Annotated in this window: 18 protein-coding genes and 2 riboswitches; of the genes, 7 read left to right on the top strand and 11 right to left on the bottom strand. The window is 69.3% G+C overall.

The window, feature by feature from the left end; genetic code table 11:
• Positions 1–252 precede the first annotated feature (252 nt).
• Entirely contained in the window at positions 253–459 is a 207-nt protein-coding gene (locus DEW08_RS04080) for a TOBE domain-containing protein (RefSeq protein ID WP_109324692.1), read from the top strand.
• A gap of 33 nt (positions 460–492) precedes the next feature.
• On the opposite strand, the gene rnhA is transcribed toward DEW08_RS04080, so the two are convergent.
• From rnhA to ispH, 3 genes are all read right to left on the bottom strand, one after another.
• Positions 493–957, bottom strand: a complete 465-nt coding sequence (gene rnhA / locus DEW08_RS04075) for a ribonuclease HI (RefSeq protein WP_181449406.1) — start codon at positions 955–957, stop codon at positions 493–495.
• A 5-nt stretch (positions 958–962) separates the two neighbouring features.
• Positions 963–1,952 (bottom strand): homoserine kinase, encoded by a 990-nt coding sequence (locus tag DEW08_RS04070; protein ID WP_109324691.1) that lies wholly within the window; start codon positions 1,950–1,952, stop codon positions 963–965.
• A 67-nt stretch (positions 1,953–2,019) separates the two neighbouring features.
• On the bottom strand, positions 2,020–2,994 hold the full coding sequence (ispH, locus tag DEW08_RS04065; RefSeq protein ID WP_109324690.1) for a 4-hydroxy-3-methylbut-2-enyl diphosphate reductase: 975 nt from the start codon (positions 2,992–2,994) through the stop codon (positions 2,020–2,022).
• Between the two features lie 137 nt (positions 2,995–3,131).
• Between ispH and DEW08_RS04060 the strand changes: the two genes are divergently transcribed.
• The 5 genes from DEW08_RS04060 (at position 3,132) to gcvPB (ending at position 8,605) form a co-directional block, all read left to right on the top strand.
• Positions 3,132–3,725, top strand: a complete 594-nt coding sequence (locus tag DEW08_RS04060) for a hypothetical protein (RefSeq protein WP_245985926.1) — start codon at positions 3,132–3,134, stop codon at positions 3,723–3,725.
• 141 nt (positions 3,726–3,866) lie between these two features.
• Positions 3,867–3,969, top strand: a riboswitch (glycine riboswitch).
• Positions 3,970–3,974: 5 nt separating this feature from the next.
• Positions 3,975–4,091: riboswitch (glycine riboswitch) on the top strand.
• A gap of 60 nt (positions 4,092–4,151) precedes the next feature.
• A complete protein-coding gene (gene gcvT / locus DEW08_RS04055; protein WP_109324689.1) occupies positions 4,152–5,276 on the top strand; it encodes a glycine cleavage system aminomethyltransferase GcvT in 1,125 nt (374 codons plus the stop codon).
• 44 nt (positions 5,277–5,320) lie between these two features.
• Positions 5,321–5,698: a glycine cleavage system protein GcvH gene (gene gcvH, locus DEW08_RS04050; protein WP_109324688.1), complete on the top strand. Its 378-nt coding sequence runs from the start codon at positions 5,321–5,323 to the stop codon at positions 5,696–5,698.
• 1 nt (position 5,699) lies between these two features.
• Positions 5,700–7,043, top strand: a complete 1,344-nt coding sequence (gene gcvPA, locus DEW08_RS04045) for an aminomethyl-transferring glycine dehydrogenase subunit GcvPA (RefSeq protein ID WP_109324687.1) — start codon at positions 5,700–5,702, stop codon at positions 7,041–7,043.
• On the top strand, positions 7,040–8,605 hold the full coding sequence (gene gcvPB / locus DEW08_RS04040) for an aminomethyl-transferring glycine dehydrogenase subunit GcvPB (RefSeq protein ID WP_109324686.1): 1,566 nt from the start codon (positions 7,040–7,042) through the stop codon (positions 8,603–8,605). Before gcvPA ends, gcvPB begins: the two co-directional genes overlap by 4 nt.
• Before the next feature lie 63 nt (positions 8,606–8,668).
• Here gcvPB and DEW08_RS04035 read toward each other — a convergent pair whose 3' ends face one another.
• The 7 genes from DEW08_RS04035 to efp form a co-directional block, all read right to left on the bottom strand.
• A complete protein-coding gene (locus DEW08_RS04035) occupies positions 8,669–9,643 on the bottom strand; it encodes a sodium-dependent bicarbonate transport family permease (RefSeq protein ID WP_109324685.1) in 975 nt (324 codons plus the stop codon).
• Between the two features lie 129 nt (positions 9,644–9,772).
• A complete protein-coding gene (locus DEW08_RS04030) occupies positions 9,773–10,654 on the bottom strand; it encodes a LysR substrate-binding domain-containing protein (protein ID WP_109324684.1) in 882 nt (293 codons plus the stop codon).
• Positions 10,655–10,662: 8 nt separating this feature from the next.
• A complete protein-coding gene (locus tag DEW08_RS04025; protein WP_109324683.1) occupies positions 10,663–12,066 on the bottom strand; it encodes a peptidoglycan -binding protein in 1,404 nt (467 codons plus the stop codon).
• A gap of 27 nt (positions 12,067–12,093) precedes the next feature.
• Complete coding sequence (locus tag DEW08_RS04020; protein WP_425429084.1) at positions 12,094–13,239, bottom strand: DNA repair protein RecN; 1,146 nt, start codon at positions 13,237–13,239, stop codon at positions 12,094–12,096.
• Positions 13,240–13,306: 67 nt separating this feature from the next.
• Positions 13,307–14,227: an OmpA family protein gene (locus DEW08_RS04015; RefSeq protein ID WP_109324680.1), complete on the bottom strand. Its 921-nt coding sequence runs from the start codon at positions 14,225–14,227 to the stop codon at positions 13,307–13,309.
• 164 nt (positions 14,228–14,391) lie between these two features.
• The gene (locus DEW08_RS04010) at positions 14,392–15,228 is read right to left on the bottom strand and encodes an inositol monophosphatase family protein (protein ID WP_109324679.1); all 837 of its coding nucleotides are present in this window, start codon (positions 15,226–15,228) and stop codon (positions 14,392–14,394) included.
• 99 nt (positions 15,229–15,327) lie between these two features.
• On the bottom strand, positions 15,328–15,894 hold the full coding sequence (gene efp / locus DEW08_RS04005; RefSeq protein ID WP_109324678.1) for an elongation factor P: 567 nt from the start codon (positions 15,892–15,894) through the stop codon (positions 15,328–15,330).
• 170 nt (positions 15,895–16,064) lie between these two features.
• On the opposite strand from efp, the gene epmA reads away from it, so the two are divergent.
• Positions 16,065–17,117, top strand: coding sequence for an EF-P lysine aminoacylase EpmA (gene epmA, locus DEW08_RS04000; RefSeq protein ID WP_109324674.1), 1,053 nt, complete (start codon positions 16,065–16,067; stop codon positions 17,115–17,117).
• Positions 17,118–17,129: 12 nt separating this feature from the next.
• Here epmA and DEW08_RS03995 read toward each other — a convergent pair whose 3' ends face one another.
• Positions 17,130–19,364, bottom strand: a complete 2,235-nt coding sequence (locus DEW08_RS03995; protein WP_168220264.1) for a putative bifunctional diguanylate cyclase/phosphodiesterase — start codon at positions 19,362–19,364, stop codon at positions 17,130–17,132.
• Between the last annotated feature and the right edge of the window lie 168 nt (positions 19,365–19,532).

The raw sequence follows: 19,532 nt of genomic DNA, 5'->3' as shown, positions 1-19,532 counted from the left end.
GGAAAATCCTGTATTTTCTGTGTGGGAAAGGGGCTGGGAAGCGTGTCCGTGCAAATGGCCGGAGGCGGTTCCCGGCATTCTGCGAAGACTCGGAACATTTTTCGTTCCAAGTAATGCCGCCTCTTTTCCATGCATCTGCCCAAGCCAAAAGCAGGAGAGGAAACGGCCCAGGCCAATCAGGATCTATATTGGCGAGAAACCGGGCGGGGTGGTGGCGTTCCCTTCCGTCGCATTCCATTTCGGGAGAGCATCATGAAGCTCAGCGCGCGCAATCAGTTGAAAGGCACCGTGACGTCGGTGGAGACCGGGCCGGTCTCCGCGAAGGTGAAGATCGACATCGGCGGCGGCAACGTCATCACCTCCACCGTGACGTCCGAGACGGTGGAGGAGCTGGGGCTGAAGGCGGGCGACGCGGTGGTCGCCATCATCAAGGCGTCCGAGGTCATCATCGGCAAATAGGCGGCCGACCGGATCCCGCGGCCATGGCCGGCCTCAGCCGCCCTGGCCGCGGACCTCCGCCACGCCGCGACGTGCCAACTCGTCGGCGCGCTCGTTCTCCGGGTGCCCGGCATGGCCGCGGACCCAGTGGAACTCGATCTGGTGCTGCTGGCGGGCGGCGTCGAGCCGCTGCCAGAGATCGACGTTCTTCACCGGCTTCCTGTCGGCCGTTTTCCAGCCCTTGGCCTTCCAGCCATGGATCCACTGGGTGATGCCGTTCTTCACATACTCGCTGTCGGTGTAGAGCCGCACCGTCACCGGACGCTTCAATGCTTCCAGCGCCTGGATGGCGGCCATCAGCTCCATCCGATTGTTGGTGGTCTGCGGCTCGCCCCCGTAAAGCTCCTTCTCCACCGTACCGTAGCGCAGGATGGCGCCCCAGCCGCCGGGGCCGGGATTGCCGCTGCAGGCCCCGTCCGTGAAGATGTCCACCGTCATCGGCGACTGCTCCTCGCTCATCGCCGTCAGCTTCCCGCCGGCGAGGGAGTGTCCTCGTCCAGGAAATAGTCGCCGAGTCCCCTGACCGTCTGGTGGAAGCGCAGCTTGCGCAGATACTCCAGCGGGTCCTTGGGCCGCACGAAGGCGCCCGGCGGGTGGTTCAGCCAGTCGTAGAGCCGGGTCAGCAGGAACCGCACGGCGCTGCCGCGGCACAGCCAGGGCAGGGACACCAGCTCGGCGCGGGACAGCGGGCGGACCTTGCGGTAGCTGGCCAGCAGGAGGCGCGCCTTGGTCGCGTTGAACGACCCGTCGATCTCGAAACACCAGGCGTTGATGCAGATCGCCACGTCATAGACGAGGAAGTCGTTGCACGCGAAGTAGAAGTCGATCAGCCCCGACAGCTCCTCCCCGCGGAAGAAGACGTTGTCGGGGAAGAGGTCGGCGTGGATGACGCCGGACGGCAAACCGGCCGGCCAGTGCGCCTCCAGCGCCGCGAGCTCGGTCTCCAGCGTCTCGCGCAGCCCCGGCGCCACCTCGTCGGCACGGGCGGCGCATTTGCCGTAGAGCTCCTTCCAGCCGCCGAGCGACAGGGCGTTCGGCCGCCGCATCGTGAAGTCGGCCACCGCCAGATGCAGCCGGGCGAGCGCCGTGCCGAGCTGAGCGCAATGCTGCGGCAGGATGCGGCGCGGCCACATGCCGGCCAGGAAGGTGACGATCACCGCCGGCCGGCCGCACAGCTCGCGCAGGGCCTGCCCGTCGCGCCCGGCCACCGGCAGGGGGCAGGCGATCCCCTTGGCCGCCAGATGCTCCATCAGCCCGAGGAAGAAGGGCAAATCCTCCCGCCGCGTCCGCTTCTCGTAGAGCGTCAGGATGTAGGGGCCGCGATCGGTCACCAGGAGGAAGTTGGAATTCTCCACCCCCTCGGCGATGCCCTTGCACGACACGACGGCGCCCAGATCGTACTGGGCGACGAACGCGTTCAGATCCTCGTCGGAGACTTCGGTATAGACGGCCATGGTCCCTGCGCCTTACCGGGTTTCGCGCAGCCGGTCAACTTGACTTGTGACCGACACGGGCAGCCGATCAGCGGCCGGCAGCGGCGCCTTCCGTCGTCGGGTCGAGCAGGGGCTTGGGCAGTTTGAAGGTGATGTTCTCGGTGGCGGTGCGCAGCTCCTCCACCGTGACGTCGAAGCGGGCGCGGGCGGCATCGATCACCTCCTCCACCAGCACCTCGGGCGCCGAGGCGCCGGCGGTGATGCCCAGCCGCCGGACCCCCTCCAGCGCCGGCCAGTCGATGTCCGCCGCCCGCTGGACGAGCTGGGCCCGCGGGCAGCCGTGGGTCTTCGCCACCTCGACCAGCCGCTTGGAGTTGGAGGAGTTGGGGGCGCCCAGCACCAGCAGCGCGTCCACCTGCGGTGCGATGGCCTTCACCGCCTGCTGCCGGTTGGTGGTGGCATAGCAGATGTCCTCCTTCTTCGGCCCGACGATGGCCGGGAAACGGGCCTTCAGCGCCGCGACGATCTCCACCGTCTCGTCCACCGACAGGGTGGTCTGGGTGGCGTAGGCGAGATTCTCCGGATCGGCGACCTGCACCGTCGCGACGTCGGCCACCGTCTCCACCAGAACCACCGCCCTCTCGGGAAGCTGGCCCATGGTGCCGATCACCTCCGGATGGCCGGCATGGCCGATCAGCACGATCTGCCGCCCGTCGTCATGATGGCGCTCGGCCTCGCGATGGACCTTGCTGACCAGCGGGCAGGTGGCGTCGAGGTAGAAGAGGCCGCGCTGCTCCGCCGCCGCCGGCACCGACTTCGGCACGCCATGGGCGGAGAAGACCACGGGAACGCCGTCCGGCACCTCGGTCAGCTCGTCGACGAAGACGGCGCCCTTGGCCTCCAGGCTTTCGACCACGAAGCGGTTGTGGACGATCTCATGCCGGACATAGACGGGCGGGCCGAACCGCTCCAGCGCGACCTCGACGATCTGGATCGCGCGGTCGACACCGGCGCAGAACCCGCGCGGAGCGGCGAGGAGGAGGGTCAGGGGCGTCTTGCTCATGCCGGGTGCCGTGCCTTGTTCATGTCCCTGGCCGGGACGGGAAGCGATGCGCCGAACGGCCGCGCGGCCTTGTGCCGGCCCGGCCGCTTGACTACAGTTGCGGCGCATCAACCCGATCAACCGTTCAGGCCGAACCGATGGACCGCCGCCGCGACCGTAATATAGGAACCCCCGCCCGGAAAAGCCTGCTGGCGTTCGCCCTGCTCGGCAGCGCCGGCCTGGCGCTCGCCGGCTGCAGCAGCCTGGGGCTGGGGCCGAAGGACCCTGCGGAAGCGGTGTTCGCCTGCCCCAAGGTCAACATCGTCCGCGACCTGTCGGAAGTTGCGCAGTTCCGCCCCGGCGGCCGCGACATGACCGACCTGCAGACGCGGGCCGCCCTCACCGACTACACGGGCAACTGCGAGTACACCAGCAAGGGCGTGACCGTGAACGTCAGCGTCTATCTGGTCGCCGAGCGCGGCCCGGCGATGAAGGGCGACACCGCGAACTACAAGTATTTCGTCGCGATCGCCCAGCCGGACGAGACCATCGTCTCCAAGGCGGTCTTCGACACCTCCGTGACCTTCCCGGACGGGCAGGCCCGCGCCGGCTCCAAGGAGGAGCTGACGCCGCAGATCCCGCTGCCCAAGGACGTCAACGCCAGGGACTGGAAGGTCTATGTCGGCTTCCAGCTCTCCCCGGAGGAACTGGCCTTCAACCGCGCCCAGTTCGGGACGGCGAAGCGGCAGTAGGCCCGACTTCCCGGCTTCTGCGAGACGAGGCGTCCTCACCCGAGGGCGCCTTTTTCGCACCTGGATCCCGCCCCTCCTCTGGCGACTTAATGGCGCCATTGACAATTCCGGCGCTGCGCCACAGTGTGGGGCCACATGCTGACATGCCATGCGGGAGAGATTGCCGCCGGACCCCGGTCCGACGGTGGCGCCGAAGGAGCAACCGCCCCCGGAAACTCTCAGGCAAAAGGACCGCTTGGCCCAGGCGCCTCTGGAAAGCAGGCCCCGCCGCACGCGCCGAACGCGCGGGCGCGCCGGGCCTCACCGAAGGAGTAAGCCGCCGCGTTCCCGAAGGAGCGCCGGTGAATCTCTCAGGTCCAAGACAGAAGGGGGCAGACCTTGTACCCGCCCGGGTACCGGGAATGCATACCATGTCGGAGGACCCGCGTGACCGAGGCGACCGAACATCCCGCCGAATCGCTCAAGACGACTCCGCTCCATGCCCTGCACCTGGAGCTGAAGGCCCGCATGGTGCCCTTCGCCGGCTACGATATGCCGGTGCAGTACCCGATGGGCATCCTGAAGGAACATCTGCATACCCGTGAGAAGGCCGGCCTGTTCGACGTCTCCCACATGGGGCAGGTGCGCCTGACCGGCGACGATCCCGCCGCGGCGCTGGAGACGCTGGTTCCCGGCGACATCAAGGGGCTCGGCCTCGGCCGCATGCGTTACACCCTGTTCCTCAACGAGCAGGGTGGCATCCTCGACGACCTGATGGTGACCAACGCCGGCGACCACCTGTTCCTGGTCGTCAACGCCGCCTGCAAGGAGCAGGACGTCGCCCACCTGCGCGAGAAACTGGCCGGCAAGGCCGAGGTGGAGGTGCTGGAGGATGCGGCGCTGATGGCGCTGCAGGGGCCGATGGCCGCCCAGGTGATGGCGCGCTTCGTGCCCGAGGCGGCGACGATGAAGTTCATGAGCTACCTGTCCGCCACCTTCAAGGGCGTGCCGGTGCTGATCACCCGCTCCGGCTATACCGGCGAGGACGGCTACGAGATCTCCTGCGACAGGTCGGACGCGGATGCCATCGCCCGCGCCCTGCTGGCGGAGGAGGAGGTGGAGGCGATCGGCCTGGGCGCCCGCGACAGCCTGCGGCTGGAGGCCGGGCTCTGCCTCTATGGCCATGACATCGACACCACCACCACGCCGGTCGAGGCCGCCCTGGAATGGACGCTGCCAAAGCGCCGCCGGGCGGAAGGGGGCTTCCCGGGATACGACGTCATCTCCCGGCAGCTTGAACAGGGCGCCTCGCGCCGCCGTGTCGGGCTGCGTCCGGAGGGGCGCCAGCCGGCCCGCGAGCACACTCCCGTCCACGATGCGGCCGGCGCGCAGATCGGCGAGGTCACCAGCGGCGGCTTCGGCCCGACCGCGGGAACGCCGGTCGCCATGGGCTATGTCGACATCGCCCATTCCGCCGTCGACACGCCGGTGCAGCTGATGGTCCGCGGCAAGCCGCTGGCCGCCCGCGTCGCCGCCACGCCTTTCGTGCCGCAGCGCTATTACCGCGGCTGAAACCGCGGATCCATCGCAGACACAATCGAGAACAGGGGACAGGAATGTCGGATCTCTACTTCACCAAGGACCATGAGTGGGTGCTCCTCCAGGGCGATGTCGGCACCGTCGGAATCACCAACTACGCCCAGCACGCGCTCGGCGACGTGGTGTTCGTCGAACTGCCGGACGTCGGGCGCGTGCTCGAACAGGGCAAGGAAGCGGCCGTCGTCGAGTCGGTCAAGGCCGCCAGCGAGGTGTTCGCGCCGGTCTCCGGCGAGGTCACCGAGGTGAACCATGACCTGGAGGGCGAGCCGGCCCGCGTGAACAGCAGCGCCGAGGAGGACGGCTGGTTCTTCAAGATCCGCCTGTCCGATCCCTCCCAGCTCTCGGGCCTGATGGACCGTGCCGCCTACGACGCCTATGTGGAGGGCCTGCAGTAACATGCGCTACCTGCCCCTGACCGAGGCCGACCGGCAGTCGATGCTGTCGGCGATCAATGTCCAGTCGGTCGAAGACCTGTTCCGTGACGTGCCGAAGGCCGCGCGCCTCGACGGCCCGATCGGGGGCCTGCCCAACCATATGGGCGAGCTTGAGGTGGAGCGGCTGCTGGGCGGCATGGCGGCGAGGAACCTCGCCGCCGGCACGGTGCCCAGCTTCCTCGGCGCCGGCTCCTACCGCCACCATGTCCCGGCGACGGTGGACCATCTGGTCCAGCGCGGCGAGTTCCTGACCGCCTACACTCCGTACCAGCCGGAGGTGAGCCAGGGCACGCTGCAGGTGCTGTTCGAGTTCCAGACCCAGGTCGCCCTGCTGACCGGCATGGAGGTCGCCAACGCCTCGATGTATGACGGCGCCACCGCCTGTGCCGAGGCGGTGATGATGGCGAACCGCGTCACCCGCCGGAAGAAGGCGGTCCTGTCGGGCGGGCTCCATCCGCACTACCGCGACGTCACCACCACCGATGCCCGCTTCATCGGCTTCGAGGCGGTGACGATGCCGGCGGCTCCGAAGGGTGGTGAAGATCTGCTGGCGCTCGTCGACGGCGACACCTCCTGCGTCGTCGTGCAGAACCCCGACGTCTTCGGCCATGTCCGCGACTATTCCGAGCTCGCCAAGGCCTGCCAGGCCAAGGGCGCCCTGCTGATCGTCGTGGTGACGGAGGCCGTGTCGCTCGGCCTGCTGACCCCGCCGGGCGAGATGGGGGCCGACATCGTCGCCGCCGAGGGCCAGTCGCTGGGCAACGCCTTGAACTTCGGCGGCCCCTATGTCGGGCTGTTCGCGGTCAAGGACAAGTACGTCCGCCAGATGCCCGGCCGCCTGTGCGGCCAGACGGTGGACGCCGACGGCCGCCGCGGCTTCGTGCTGACGCTCTCGACCCGCGAGCAGCATATCCGGCGCGAGAAGGCGACCTCCAACATCTGCACCAACTCGGGCCTCTGCGCGCTCGCCTTCTCCATCCACCTCAGCCTGCTGGGCGAGGAGGGGCTGGCCCGTCTGGCGCAGATCAACCACGCCAAGGCGGTGCAGCTTGCCGACAGGCTGTCGGCGGTGCCGGGCGTGGAGATCCTCAACGACGGCTTCTTCAACGAGTTCACGGTGAAGCTGCCGAAGCCGGCCGCCGAGGTGGTGGAGGCCCTGGCCCGGCGGCGTATCCTGGGCGGCGTTCCCGCCTCCCGCCTGTTCCCGGGCGAGCTGGAGGATCTGCTGCTGGTCGCCGCGACCGAGACGAACACCGAGTCCGACATGGACGCCTTCGCCAAGGCGCTCAGCGAGGTTCTGGCATGAGCATGAATTCCCAGGGACGCCCGTCCTCCATCCCTGCCGCCGGCCCGGACCAGGTGACCGGCACCTACACCGGCAACCGCGGCCTGCAGATCGAAGAGCCGCTGATCTTCGAGCAGGACAGCGCCGGCCGCAGCGGTGTCGACCTGCCCGACGCCCCGGCGGTGAAGAGCCGCCTGGGAGCGGTGAAGCCGCGCGCCAGGATCGGCCTGCCCGGCCTGTCGGAGCCGCAGGTGGTCCGCCACTACACCCGCCTGTCGCAGAAGAACTACGCCATCGACAGCGGCTTCTACCCGCTCGGCTCCTGCACGATGAAGCACAACCCGCGCCTGAACGAGAAGATGGCGCGGCTGCCGGGCTTCGCCGACGTTCACCCCCTCCAGCCGGTCTCCACCGTGCAGGGCGCGCTGGAGCTGATGGACGAGCTGGCCCGCTGGCTGAAGACGCTGACCGGCATGGCGGCGGTGACGCTCGCCCCGGCGGCCGGCGCCCATGGCGAGATGTGCGGCATCATGGCGATCCGCGCCGCCCACGAGGCGAAGGGCGACAAGGCCCGCACGAAGATCCTCGTGCCGGAGAGCGCGCACGGCACCAACCCCGCCACCGCCGCCGCCTGCGGCTACAGCGTGGAGGCCATCCCGGCCACTGCCGACGGGCGCGTGGATCTGGAGGCGCTGAAGGCCAAGCTCGGCCCCGACGTCGCCGGGCTGATGCTGACCAACCCGAACACCTGCGGCCTGTTCGAGCGGGACATCATCACCATCGCCGAGGCGGTGCATGCGGCGGGCGCCTATTTCTACTGCGACGGCGCCAACTTCAACGCCATCGTCGGCCGGGTCCGCCCCGCCGACCTCGGCATCGACGTCATGCACATCAACCTGCACAAGACCTTCTCCACCCCGCATGGCGGCGGTGGTCCGGGCTCCGGTCCGGTGGTCTTCGCGGACTCGCTGGCCCCCTACATCCCGGTGCCCTACGTGGTCCACGGGACGGACGGCCTGGCGCTGGTCGAGCATGCCGGCGAAGGCCCGGCCTTCGGCCGCATGAAGGCCTTCCACGGCCAGATGGGCATGTTCGTCCGCGCCCTGTCCTACATGCTCAGTCACGGCGCCGACGGGCTGTGGCAGGCCTCGGGCGACGCGGTGCTGAACGCCAACTATGTGATGGCGCGGCTGCAGGACGTGATGACCGCCTCCTTCGACGGACCGTGCATGCACGAGTGCCTGTTCGACGACCGCTTCCTGAAGGGCACCGGCGTCTCGACGCTCGATTTCGCCAAGGCGATGATCGACGAGGGCTTCCACCCGATGACCATGTACTTCCCGCTGGTCGTCCATGGCGCCCTGCTGATCGAACCGACCGAGACGGAGAGCAAGGCCAGCCTCGATCAGTTCATCGACACGATGCGGTCGCTGGCCGAGCGTGCCCGGTCCGGCGATGCGGAGTATTTCCAGGGCGCCCCGCGCCTGACCCCGCGCCGCCGCCTCGACGAGACCGCCGCCGCCCGCAAGCCGGTCCTGCGCTGGACTCCGCCGGCCCCGACCGAGGCTCTGGCGGCCGAGTGACGCGCCGGTCAAACGGGAAGAGGGGGCTCGGGCCCCCTCTTTTCTTTTCCGCCTCCTCCGGTTTCAGCCGATGGCCGACACCGCCGCGTGATAGAGCGGGATACCGAGCAGGACGTTGAAGGGGAAGGTGATCGCCAGGGCCAGCGGCATGGTGATCGCCGGGTCGGCCTGGGGCAGGGCGTGGCGCATCGCCGCCGGCACAGCGATGTAGGAGGCGCTGGCCGACAGCACCGTCAGCAGGGTCGCGTCGCCCGGCGACAGGCCAAGCACGAGGGCAGCCGTCAGCCCCAGTGCTCCGCCCGCCAGGGGCATGGCGACGCCGAAGCCGACCAGCCGGCTGGTCAGCGCCTTGGCTTCCTTCAGCCGGGACATGGCGATGAAGCCCATCTCCAGCAGGAACAGGCTGAGCGCACCGTCCCACGGGGCGACGAAGAAGGGTGCCAGCTTCTCCATGCCCGGCTTGCCGATCACGTAGCCGATGACCATGGCGCCGGCGATCAGCAGTACGCTGCCGTTCGCCAGCGCCTCCTTGACCACGCTGCCGCTGCGGGCCGAGGAGGGGGAGCCGGCGAGCATCAGGCCGATCAGGATCGCCGGCCCCTCCATCAGGGCCATCACCGCCACCATGTGGCCGCCATAGGTGATGCCCTGGGTCTCCAGATACTTGGTCGCCGCCGCGAAGGTGACGAGGCTGACCGAGCCGTAATGCGCGGCCACCGCCGCCGCGTTCACCCGGTCGAGCCCGATGAAGCCCCGCAGCCCGATGTAGGCCACCACCGGAATGGCGGCGCTCAGCAGCAGGGCGGTGACCAGGATGTCGACGTGCGGCGCCAGCCCCCCGGCGGCGGCCAGTGCCGACCCTCCCTTCAGACCGATGGCGACCATCAGGAAGGCCGCCAGCCCCTTGCCGAAAGCCTGCGGCAGCGGCAACTCGGCTCCCGCCGCCGCGAGGACCGCCCCCAGCAGGAAGAACAGGACCGGTGCCGAGGTCAGCGGGACCAGCAGGTCCGCCACGGCAAAGGATGACGCAATATCCATGATACAATGCCCCTTGAGTCCAGTTTTTGGCGCGCATGCGCAAACCGGACCCTGCGCGCGAAGCAGGCGTAAGGGAAATTGATAGGCTGAAACTGCGCTATTGAAAAAATCAATGTGGGTAGGGGCAGGTCAGCCGGCGGTCTCGCGCACCGTTTCCAGCGACCGCACGATGTGCTCGGCCAGACGCTCGCCGGCACGCGACAGGCCGGCGGCCCGGTAGAGCGCGATCTCCGTGTCGGCCAGCGGCGGCAGCTCGAACTCGCCGCCGACGATCAGGAAACCCGGCCCGGCCATTTCCTTGGGCAGGATGGTCAGGCCGAGCCCGGCGCGGACCGCCGCCTGGATGCCTGCCAGCGAAGGGCTGGAATAGGCGATGCGCCAGGGGCGGCCGGCGGCATCGAGCGCTTCGAGCGCGCGCTTGCGATAGATGTCCGGGTAGGGGGCGAGCACCAGGGGCACCGGTCCGTCCGTCGGCGGCACCAGCCTCTCCGATGCCGCCCAGACCAGCGGTTCGCGCCAGACGCCGGTTCCTGCAGCTTGGCCCTGCGGCTCGCGCTTGCACAGGACGAGGTCGTAGGTTCCCCTGGCGAAACCGTCGAGCAGATTGACCGTGAAATCGCAGGTCACCTCCAGCGCCACCTGCGGATGGGCGCGGGCGAAGCGCCAGAGCACGTCGGGCAGATGGACCGTGGCGAAATCCTCCGGCGTGCCGAGCCGGACGGTGCCCCCCACCTCGGGCTCCATCAGCCGGTCGCAGGCCTCGTTCGCCAGGGTCAGCAGGCGGCGGGCGTAGGTCAGCAGCAGTTCGCCGTCCGGCGTCAGGGTCAGCTCGCGGGCGTCGCGGTCGAACACCCGGCGGCCGATGCCGTCCTCCAGCCGCTTGATCTGCAGGCTGACCGTCGACTGGGTGCGGCCCAGCCGTTCGGCGGCGCGGGTGAAGCCGCCGCTGTCGACGATCGTCACGAAGGAGCGCAGCAGATCGAGGTCGAAGGGGGGCAGCGGGTTGGGCATCGCCGGCCTCAGCGCTGGTCGAGCTTGATCTCGATCCGGCGGTTCCTCGCCAGCGCCTCCTCCGTCGTGCCGATGTCGACGGGCTGGAACTCGCCGAAGCCGGCGGCGGCCAGCCGTTCAGGCGGAAGACCCTGGTCGATCAGGAACTTGACGACGGAGATGGCGCGGGCTGCCGACAGCTCCCAGTTGGAGGGGAACTGGCCGCGGATGGGGCGGATGTCGGTATGGCCGTCGACGCGCAGCACCCAGTTGATGTCCGGCGGAATCTGCTTGCCGACCTCGATCAGGGTGCGCGCCAGCTCAGCCAGCCGCTGCTTGCCGGCCTCCTCCAGCGTGGCGGAGCCGGTGGGGAACAGCAGCTCGGACTGGAAGACGAAGCGGTCACCGACGATGCGCACGTCCGGCCGGTTGCCCAGCGCCTCGCGCACGCGGCCGAAGAACTCCGACCGGTAACGCGCGAGGTCCTGCACCTTGGCGGCCAGCGCCTGGTTCAGGCGGGCGCCGAGCTCCGCGATCTGGACCTTCTGCTCCTCCGACTTCTTCTCGGACACGTCGAGAGCCGCGGCGATGCGGGCTAGCTGGTCGCGAAGCGCGAGGAGCTGCTGGTTGAGCAGCTCCACCTGCTGGCGGCTGCGCCCTGTCTCGGCCTGTTCCCCCGCCAGGGCGGCGAGCAGGTCACGGATCCGCACCTCGCGCTGCTCGACGGTCTTCTGGGCCTGGGCGGTCGCGTCGGTGGCGGCGGCGAGCTTGGAATCGAGCTCCTTGATGCGGATCTCGCGCTGCTGGATCTCCTTCTGGGCCAGCATGGTCTTCTCGTCGGCGCCGGCCAGCCGGGCTTCCAGCTCCCTGGTCCGGTCGCGGGCGGCCCCCAGCTCCGACAGAAGGGCCTGGCGCTGCTCCTCGGTCAGCTTGCCGGCGGCGGCGGCGGCGGCAAGCTCGCCCTCCAGCTTGTCCCGCGCCTCGCGCAGGACCTTCAGGTCATTCTGCAGGCTGATGATCTCGCGCAGCTTCAGGTCCAGCGTCTCGCGGTCGACCCGGACATTGCGCTGCAACTCCTCCAGCGCGCGGGCGGTGCGGTCGCGGTCCTCCCGGAGCTGGCCGAGCGCCAGGGTCATGTCGTCGCGCGTCGCGACGGAGGACTGCAGCTCCGTGGACAACTGCGTGATGTTCACCCGCAGATCGGCGTTCGCCTCCCGCTCAAGCGCCAGCAGCTCGTTCATCTCCGCCACCTTGCGGTTCAGCGCGGTGAGCTGTTCGTCGCGGCCGGTCAGTGTGGTGGCGAGGTAGACCTGCCCGACCACGAAGACCATCAGCAGGAAGATGACGACCATGATGAGCGACGACAGCGCATCGACCCATCCCGGCCATGCGCTGACCTCGCGGTGCCCGTTGCGGCGACTGATGCTGGCCATGGGGCGGTCCTTTCCGGGGCGGCGGGATCAGCGCTGCGGCTGTTCGGCCTCTTCGGCGAGGGCGGCGATGGTCCGGGCGAGCAGCTTGATCTCGCTGCGGATCTCCTGCACCGCCTGGGCGCGTCCGGTGGTCGCCTCCTCCACCATGCGGGCGAGGTAGATGTCCATGTTGCGCAGATGCTGGCGCGACGCCTCGTCCAGCCCGCCGATCGCCGCCTCCGCGAGCCGGTCGAGCAGGGTCTTCATCTCGATCTGGTTCTCGCCGAGCCGGAGAAGGAGCTGCTGTTCGGCCCGCATATGGTCGGTCAGGGTCGTCAGCCGCTCGGTCAGCGCCATCAGATTGGCGTTGGCGGCGCGGCGGCCATCCTCGGCCGTCGCGACGGTGCGCTGCAGCTGCTCCAGATTCTCGGCCGTCTGCTCCAGCAGTGCCTGCACATAGGCGGGTACCGAATGGTCGCCGACCTCCAGGCCGCCGGCCGAGCCGCTGGACAGGCGGGTGGCGCTGGACAGCCAATCCTCCAAATCCTGGAAGAAGCGGTTGTGTGCCTGGCTCGCCTGGAGCTCCAGGAAGCCGAGCACCAGCGACCCCGCCAGACCGAAGAGGGAGGAGCTGAAGGCCGTTCCCATGCCGGTCAGCGGGGCCTGCAAGCCCTGCTGCAGGTTGGCGAACATGTTGGCGACGTCACCGCCGTTGACCGACAGGCTGCCGATCACGCCGCCCACCGACTGCACCGTGTGCAGCAGCCCCCAGAAGGTGCCCAGCAGGCCGAGGAAGATCAGCAGCCCGATCAGGTAGCGCGACAGCTCCCGCGACTCGTCGAGGCGCGAGGCGATGCCGTCCAGCAGCGAGCGCATGGACAGCGCCGACAGGCTGAGCCGGCCGCGCCGCTCGCCGAGCATCCTGGCCATCGGCGCCAGCAGGACCGGTTCCGGCGTGCCGGACAGGGTGACGCCGCTCTGGTACTGCTCCAGCCACGCCACCTCCGGCCGCAGCATCAGCACCTGACGGAAGATGAAGAGGATGCCGGCGAACAGCGTGCCCAGGATCAGGCCGTTCAGCGGCGCATTGTTCATGAAGGCGTGCTGCAGCGCGGGGAACAGAAGCCCGCAGATGACCGCGACGACCACCAGGAACAGGATCATCCGGGTCAGGAATCGTTCCGGGCGCGTCATCGGGAAAGGAACCTCCTGCGGTCGGGTCGGGGCGATGGCGGCCATCAGATCGTCCGTCGAGGGGAACTCATTCGTTCTGGAACTCGACGTCGACCCGGTCCGGAGGGCCGTTTTCCGGGTCGACGCCCAGCGGGCGGACATCCACGCGGGTGCTGCGGACGCCATAGGCGGCGAGCCGTTCGCGCACCAGCAGGGCGCGGCTCAACGAAAGCTGGCGTGCTTCGCGCGCCGTCTCCGGCGTGCCGCCGGCATAGGAGCGGAGCTGCAGCCGCGCGTTCGGGCTTGCCTGCATCCGCTCGGCGATCCGGCGGATCATTGCCTCGTCGGACTCCGGCAGGCCGGGGGCCGCCCCCTCGAAGACGAGGCTGAGCGTGCCGGGCGCCGGTTCCGGCCGCGCGGGGGCAGCCGGCGGCGGCAGGGCGGCGGTTTCCGATCGCGGCGGCTGCGGAACCGCCATCGGGGCGGCCGGCGCCGGAGCCTGGATCGCCGCGCCGGGAGGCGGCGGCGGCGGGGCGGGAGCCGTCGCAACCGCGGCCGGCCCATCCTTCGGCGGAGTGGGGGACTTGGCGACGGGTGCCGGGGCGGCCGGAGGAACGGCAGGTTCCACCGCAGGGGCGGAGGCGGGCGGCGTCGCGGGCTTGGCGACCGTCTGCTTTGCCGGCTGCTGCGGCTGCTGCGGGCCGACCGTCAGCTCCGGAACCGGCGGGACTTCCATCACCTGCGGAGTCACGAAACGCGGCGGCGCCTTCACCTGCGGCTGCTTGCCGAGATTGGGCGGCGGCGGCACCGGCAGCGGCTTGGCCGTCTCGATCGTCAGCTTGGCGGGAGCAGGCTCGGCGGGCTGGGTCGTGGAAACGGCGGCATCGGCCAGCGCAACGGGCACCGAGACCAGAAGCGCCGCGAGGACGCCACGGGTGACGGTCTGTCTGGCGGCGCCGGCGCGGGACGCGGCCGGCCGCCCGAAGAGGGCCTGCGAAGTGCGGCTCATCCGGCCGGAAATTCCACGACTGTCCAACGCGATGCCATCCAATTAACACCGAAGGGCGCTTGAACCATAGCCCATCGTTCGGCGTAGCGACAACCGCCTACGCACGGCCGCCCGGTCGCGGCGTCGGCCCGCCCGGGGCGGACCGGCCGTGACCGGGCCCGCGGTCAGGCCTTGGCGTCGCCGGCCGGGGCGGGCGCCTTGCGTCCCTCCGCGGCGCTGCGCAGGATCTTCGCCAGCGGCAGGTGCAGGTGAGAGTTGGCCGCCAGGATGCTGCCGCCGAACACCGGGTTGCGGCCACCGCCGATCTCTCCGACGAAGCCGCCAGCCTCGGTCACCAGCAGAACGCCGGCCGCGGCGTCCCAGGGCGACAGCCCGCGTTCCCAATAACCGTCGAACCGGCCGGCCGCCACATAGGCGAGGTCGAGCGAGGCGGCGCCGAAGCGGCGGATGCCCGCCACCTCCTTCATCATCGCCTCGGCCTCGCCCAGGAAGCCGGCATGGTCGCCGCGGCCCTTGAACGGAATGCCGGTGGCGATCACCGAGTCGGCGAGATTGCGCCGCTCCGACACGCGCAGGCGCTGGTGGTTGAGGAAGGCGCCGGCGCCCTTCTCGGCCCAGAACATCTGGTCGTGCACCGGCTCGTACACCACGCCGGCGACGATCTCGCCGTTCTTCTCCAGCCCGATCGAGATGGCCCAGTGCGGCAGGCCGTGCAGGAAGTTGGTGGTGCCGTCCAGCGGGTCGACGATCCAGCGGGTACCGGCCTCGGCCCCCTTGCTGGCGCCGCTCTCCTCCATCAGGAAGCCGAAATCGGGGCGGGCCTTCTGCAGTTCCTCGCGCAGGATGCGCTCGGCCTTCAGATCGGCGTTGGAGACGAAGTCCGACGGGCCCTTGCGCGAGACCTGGAGGTGCTCGACCTCGCCGAAGTCGCGGACGAGCCCTTTGGCAGCCTTCTCGGCGGCGCGGACCATGACGTTGATGAGGGCGGAGCGGGCGGCCATGGCTTTAGCTTTTCTCGACCTGGAAGTGCGGAACCGGAAAAAGAATACACCGGCCCCCGCCCGTGGCGGGAGCCGGTGATTCAGCGTGCAAGCGGAAACTCAGTCCTTGGCGCGCTCGACATACTCGCCGGAGGCGGTGTCGACCACGACGCGGGTACCGGCCTCGATGTGCGGCGGGACCAGGATCGAGACGCCGTTCTCCAGCTTCGCCGGCTTGTAGGAGGAAGAGGCCGTCTGGCCCTTCACCACCGGGTCGGCCTCGACGATCTGCAGGGTCACCTTGCCCGGGATCTCGACCGCGAGCGGGCTGCCTTCGTGGGACTGCACGGTGACTTCCATGCCGTCCTGCAGGAAGACGGCCGGCTCGCCGATCACGTCGCGCGGGATGGAGATCTGCTCGAAGCTCTCCTTGTCCATGAAGGTGAAGCTGTCGCCTTCGGAGAACAGGAAGGTCATCTCATGCTCGTCGAGGCGGGCGCGCTCGACGGTTTCCTGGGTGCGGAAGCGCTCGATGGACTTGGTGCCCGTGCGGACGTCCTTCATTTCGAGCTGGATGAACGCGCCACCCTTGCCGGGCTGGACGATGGCGGTCTTCGTGATGACCCAGAGCTTTCCGTTGTGCTCCAGCACATGGCCGGGGCGCATCGTGTTGGCGTTGACCTTCATGGCTAACTCGTGATGTCCAAGATACGGGCGGCGCGGACCCTACCAGCTTGCACGGCCATAGGCAACGGCGCGGCTGGCATCGGTCTCCGGAAAGTCTGTTCCGCAATCGGGCTTCCCCTGCTATGAGGCGCCGTTCCCGACCCAAAGTCCACGGTGCGAAAGACCATCCGATGTCCGATCGGCTCCCCCCCTGGCATCCCGACCGCTTCGCGCTGCGCCGGCCGCATCTGGCGGTGCGCGGCCGCGTGCTGGGCGCCGTGCGCCGCTTCTTCGAGGAGCGTGCCTTCGTCGAAGTCGACACTCCGGCGCTCCAGATCTCGCCGGGCATGGAGCCGCACCTGCAGGCCTTCGCGACGGATCTGACCGGCCCCTGGTCGGACGACCGCCAGCGGTTCTACCTGCACACCAGTCCCGAATTCGCCATGAAGAAGCTGCTGGTGGCCGGCGTTCCGCGACTCTGGCAGCTTGCCCACGTCTACCGCAACGGTGAGCGGTCGGAGACCCATTCGCCGGAATTCTCCATGCTGGAATGGTACCGGGCGGGGGAGGGCTACCGGACTCTGGTCGCCGACTGCGAGGAGATGGTGCGGGCGGCGGCGGACGCGGCGGGGCTGCGGTTATTCTCCTTCCGCGGGGTCGACTGCGACCCGTTCAAGGCGTGGCGCATCCTGACCGTGCCCGACGCCTTCGCGGAGTATGCCGGAATCGACCTGATGGCGACCTATGACGGCAGCCACGACCCCGACCCGGCGCCACTGGCGGCGGAAGCCGCCCGCATCGGCGTCCCTCCGCATGACGGCGACCGCTGGGAGGACATCGTCTTCCGCATCCTGTTCGAGCGGATCGAGCCGCATCTCGGGACCGGCGTGCCCTGCGTGCTGACCGATTATCCGCTCTGCATGGCCGCCCTGTCGCGCCCGAAGCCGGACAATCCGCTGCTGGCGGAGCGGTTCGAGCTCTACGCCTGCGGGCTGGAACTGGCGAATGCCTTCGGCGAACTGACCGACGCGGCGGTGCAGCGCCGGCGCTTCCAGGACGACATGGACCTCAAGGAGCGGCTCTACGGCGAGCGGTTCCCGGTGGACGAGGATTTCCTGGCGGCGCTGGAGCACGGCATGCCGGAAAGCAGCGGCATCGCGATGGGTTTCGACCGGCTGGTGATGCTGTGCAGCGGGGCCGAGCGGATCGAACAGGTGCTGTGGCTGCCGGTGGCGGGGCGCTGACGCCTCGGGCCGTCAGCCGCAGACCAACTCGGCGCGCAGGGGCGGCAGGATCTGATCCGGTCCCATCGGACGGCCCAGCAGGTAGCCTTGCACGAGGTGGCAGCCGATGGCTTCCAGCAGGGCCAGTTCCTCCGACCGCTCCACCCCCTCGGCTACGACGGACATGCCGAGTCCCTGGCCCAGCGTGACGATGGTCTTCACCACCTCGCGCGTCCGCGGGTTGGCGATCATGCCCTGGACGAAGGAGCGGTCGATCTTCAGCTCGCTGAACTGGAAGTTGGCGAGATAGCTGAGGCTGGAGAACCCCGTGCCGAAATCGTCGATCGACAGCCGCACGCCCTGTGCGCGCAGCGCATTCAGCACGTTGGCGGCCACATAGGCGTTGTCGAGGATGCTCCCCTCCGTCACCTCGATCTTCAGGTTGTGCGGCGCAAGGCCGGTGGAGTCGAGGCAGGCCAGCACCTTGTCCACGAAATCCGGCTGATAGAGCTGCTGCGGTGCCACGTTCACGCCGACGAACAGATCCGGATCGGCCTCGCTGATGCTGAGCCAGGCCGCGAGCTGGCGGCAGGCCCGCCGCATCACCCAGTCGCCCAGCGGTACGATCAGCCCGGCCCGCTCCGCCACCGGGATGAAGTCGGCCGGGCTGACGGCGCCCAGGATCGGGCTCTGCCAGCGCAGCAGCGCCTCATAACCGGCGATGGGCCGCTCCTCCGACAGCCTGTGGATCGGCTGGTAGACCAGATAGAAGCCGTCCGGATCCCCCTGGTCGGCGACGGCCAGCGCTTCGCGCATGCTGCTGGCGAGGCGATTGCGGTGGAGGGAGGTCCGGCGCATCTCCGGTTCGAAGGTCCGGCAGCGGTCGCCGCCCTCGCCCTTGGCGGCGAGCATGCCGAGTTCGGCTTCGACGACCATCTCCTCCGGATCGACCTCCGGCTGCCCCGGACCGGCCGGGCCGGGTTCGGCGGTGACCACCCCGAAGCTGGCGGTCACCACCTCCAGGTCGGGGCCGAGCCGGATCGGGTCGGCGATCCGGGCGCGCAGCCGTTCCGCCAGCGCCTGCGCGGCCTCGCCGGGCGTATCGGGCAGAAGGATGGTGAAGACGTCGCCGCCGATGCGGGCGACCGTTGCCCCCGGCCCCGCCTCCTCGCAAATCCGCCAGGCGATCTCGCGCAGCAGGGCGTTGCCGGTCTGCCCGCCGAAGCGCTGGTTGACGTCGCTCAGCCCGTCGAGGTCGGCCAACAGCAGGGAAACCGGCATGGCACCGGCGTGGCGCAACGCCTGGGTCAGCCGGTCCATGAACACCGTGCGGGTGAGCAGGCCGGTCAGGGAGTCGCGCGCCACTCCCGCCTTCAGCGACTCCTCGGCCTCCCGCCGCACGCTGATGTCGCAGAGGGTGCCCACCACGCGGGCCGGTGCCAACCCGTTGCCGGGCAGGGCATTGCCGCGCAGCAGAACCCAGACCTCGCTGCCGTCCGGGCGCAGGAAGCGCGCCTCCGTCTCGAACGGGCCGCCGATCCGCAGCCGCAGGGCGATCACCGGCTGCAGGCGGTCGGCATCGTCGAGGTGAAGGCGCGAGAAGAAGGCACGCCCGGTCTCGATCCGCGGACCGCCGAGAATCTCCGTCAGCCTGTCCGAAGCGAAGAAGTCGTCGCTGTCCGGAAGCCAGTCCCAGACCCCGTCGCTGCTCATCATCTCCAGCAGGGCGGAGCGTTGCTCGGCCCGCTGCGCCGCCGCCAGACGGTCCTGAGCCACCCCGTCGAGCGCGCTGTTCGCCCGGCTCAGCGCCGCTTCGTTGGAAACATGGGCGCTGATGTCGTTGTGGATCACCACCGCCCAGCGTTCCCCCTCATGGGTGAAGGCGGCGACCTCGATGCTGAACCACAGCAGGTCGGTCGACGTCTGGCAGGGGTACTCCAGGGTGAATTCCCGCAACAGCCCTTTCAGAACTGCCTCCAGCCGCTCCAGGACGGCGGCGGCATGGGGATCGCCGCCACCGGCCGCGCGGGCGCAGACATCGAGATAATTCTCTCCCCGTCCGAAGCAGGGCTCGGCGGTTGGCCTGCCGTCGCCACCGAAATGGTCCCAGGCGTCGTTGGTCAGGATGATGACGCCGCAGGAGTCGATGATGCAGGCGCTCGAGAGGATCCGCCGGAAGGCCGCCAGGGCAAGGGCCTCGTCCGTCGGCACGGACCGCAGGCCGGGCAGCGTCATGTCGAAAGGCAGCGGATCGGTTTGGTTGTCCATCGGGACGCCCACGTTACGGACACCAGCGCCGGCGTTCGGGCGCATCCGCGGCCAGCCGTCAAGCAATCCTCGCGCGGTGACGGATGAACCGCCATCGCCAAAAGGTCGCAACCCGTGAATTCCGCGCGAGTTGCAACAAGCGGAGCGACCACCGGTCGATCCTGTCGC

The organism is Azospirillum thermophilum, assembly GCF_003130795.1.
Classification (GTDB): Bacteria; Pseudomonadota; Alphaproteobacteria; order Azospirillales; family Azospirillaceae; genus Azospirillum; species Azospirillum thermophilum.
The sequence above is the reverse complement of the archived record's forward strand: the minus strand, read 5'-3'. Positions and strand labels throughout refer to the sequence as shown.

What these genes read in the sequence shown, in the direction of transcription:
- DEW08_RS04060 (WP_245985926.1), top strand. Translation starts at nt 3,132, where the DNA reads ATGGACCGCCGCCGCGACCGTAATATAGGAACCCCCGCCCGGAAAAGC.
- DEW08_RS04035 (WP_109324685.1), bottom strand. Translation starts at nt 9,643, where the DNA reads ATGGATATTGCGTCATCCTTTGCCGTGGCGGACCTGCTGGTCCCGCTG.
- DEW08_RS04030 (WP_109324684.1), bottom strand. Translation starts at nt 10,654, where the DNA reads ATGCCCAACCCGCTGCCCCCCTTCGACCTCGATCTGCTGCGCTCCTTC.
- DEW08_RS04010 (WP_109324679.1), bottom strand. Translation starts at nt 15,228, where the DNA reads ATGGCCGCCCGCTCCGCCCTCATCAACGTCATGGTCCGCGCCGCCGAG.
- DEW08_RS04020 (WP_425429084.1), bottom strand. Translation starts at nt 13,239, where the DNA reads ATGACGCGCCCGGAACGATTCCTGACCCGGATGATCCTGTTCCTGGTG.
- gcvPB (WP_109324686.1), top strand. Translation starts at nt 7,040, where the DNA reads ATGAGCATGAATTCCCAGGGACGCCCGTCCTCCATCCCTGCCGCCGGC.
- gcvPA (WP_109324687.1), top strand. Translation starts at nt 5,700, where the DNA reads ATGCGCTACCTGCCCCTGACCGAGGCCGACCGGCAGTCGATGCTGTCG.
- efp (WP_109324678.1), bottom strand. Translation starts at nt 15,894, where the DNA reads ATGAAGGTCAACGCCAACACGATGCGCCCCGGCCATGTGCTGGAGCAC.
- DEW08_RS04080 (WP_109324692.1), top strand. Translation starts at nt 253, where the DNA reads ATGAAGCTCAGCGCGCGCAATCAGTTGAAAGGCACCGTGACGTCGGTG.
- DEW08_RS03995 (WP_168220264.1), bottom strand. Translation starts at nt 19,364, where the DNA reads ATGGACAACCAAACCGATCCGCTGCCTTTCGACATGACGCTGCCCGGC.
- DEW08_RS04015 (WP_109324680.1), bottom strand. Translation starts at nt 14,227, where the DNA reads ATGAGCCGCACTTCGCAGGCCCTCTTCGGGCGGCCGGCCGCGTCCCGC.
- rnhA (WP_181449406.1), bottom strand. Translation starts at nt 957, where the DNA reads ATGAGCGAGGAGCAGTCGCCGATGACGGTGGACATCTTCACGGACGGG.
- epmA (WP_109324674.1), top strand. Translation starts at nt 16,065, where the DNA reads ATGTCCGATCGGCTCCCCCCCTGGCATCCCGACCGCTTCGCGCTGCGC.
- ispH (WP_109324690.1), bottom strand. Translation starts at nt 2,994, where the DNA reads ATGAGCAAGACGCCCCTGACCCTCCTCCTCGCCGCTCCGCGCGGGTTC.
- DEW08_RS04070 (WP_109324691.1), bottom strand. Translation starts at nt 1,952, where the DNA reads ATGGCCGTCTATACCGAAGTCTCCGACGAGGATCTGAACGCGTTCGTC.
- gcvH (WP_109324688.1), top strand. Translation starts at nt 5,321, where the DNA reads ATGTCGGATCTCTACTTCACCAAGGACCATGAGTGGGTGCTCCTCCAG.
- DEW08_RS04025 (WP_109324683.1), bottom strand. Translation starts at nt 12,066, where the DNA reads ATGGCCAGCATCAGTCGCCGCAACGGGCACCGCGAGGTCAGCGCATGG.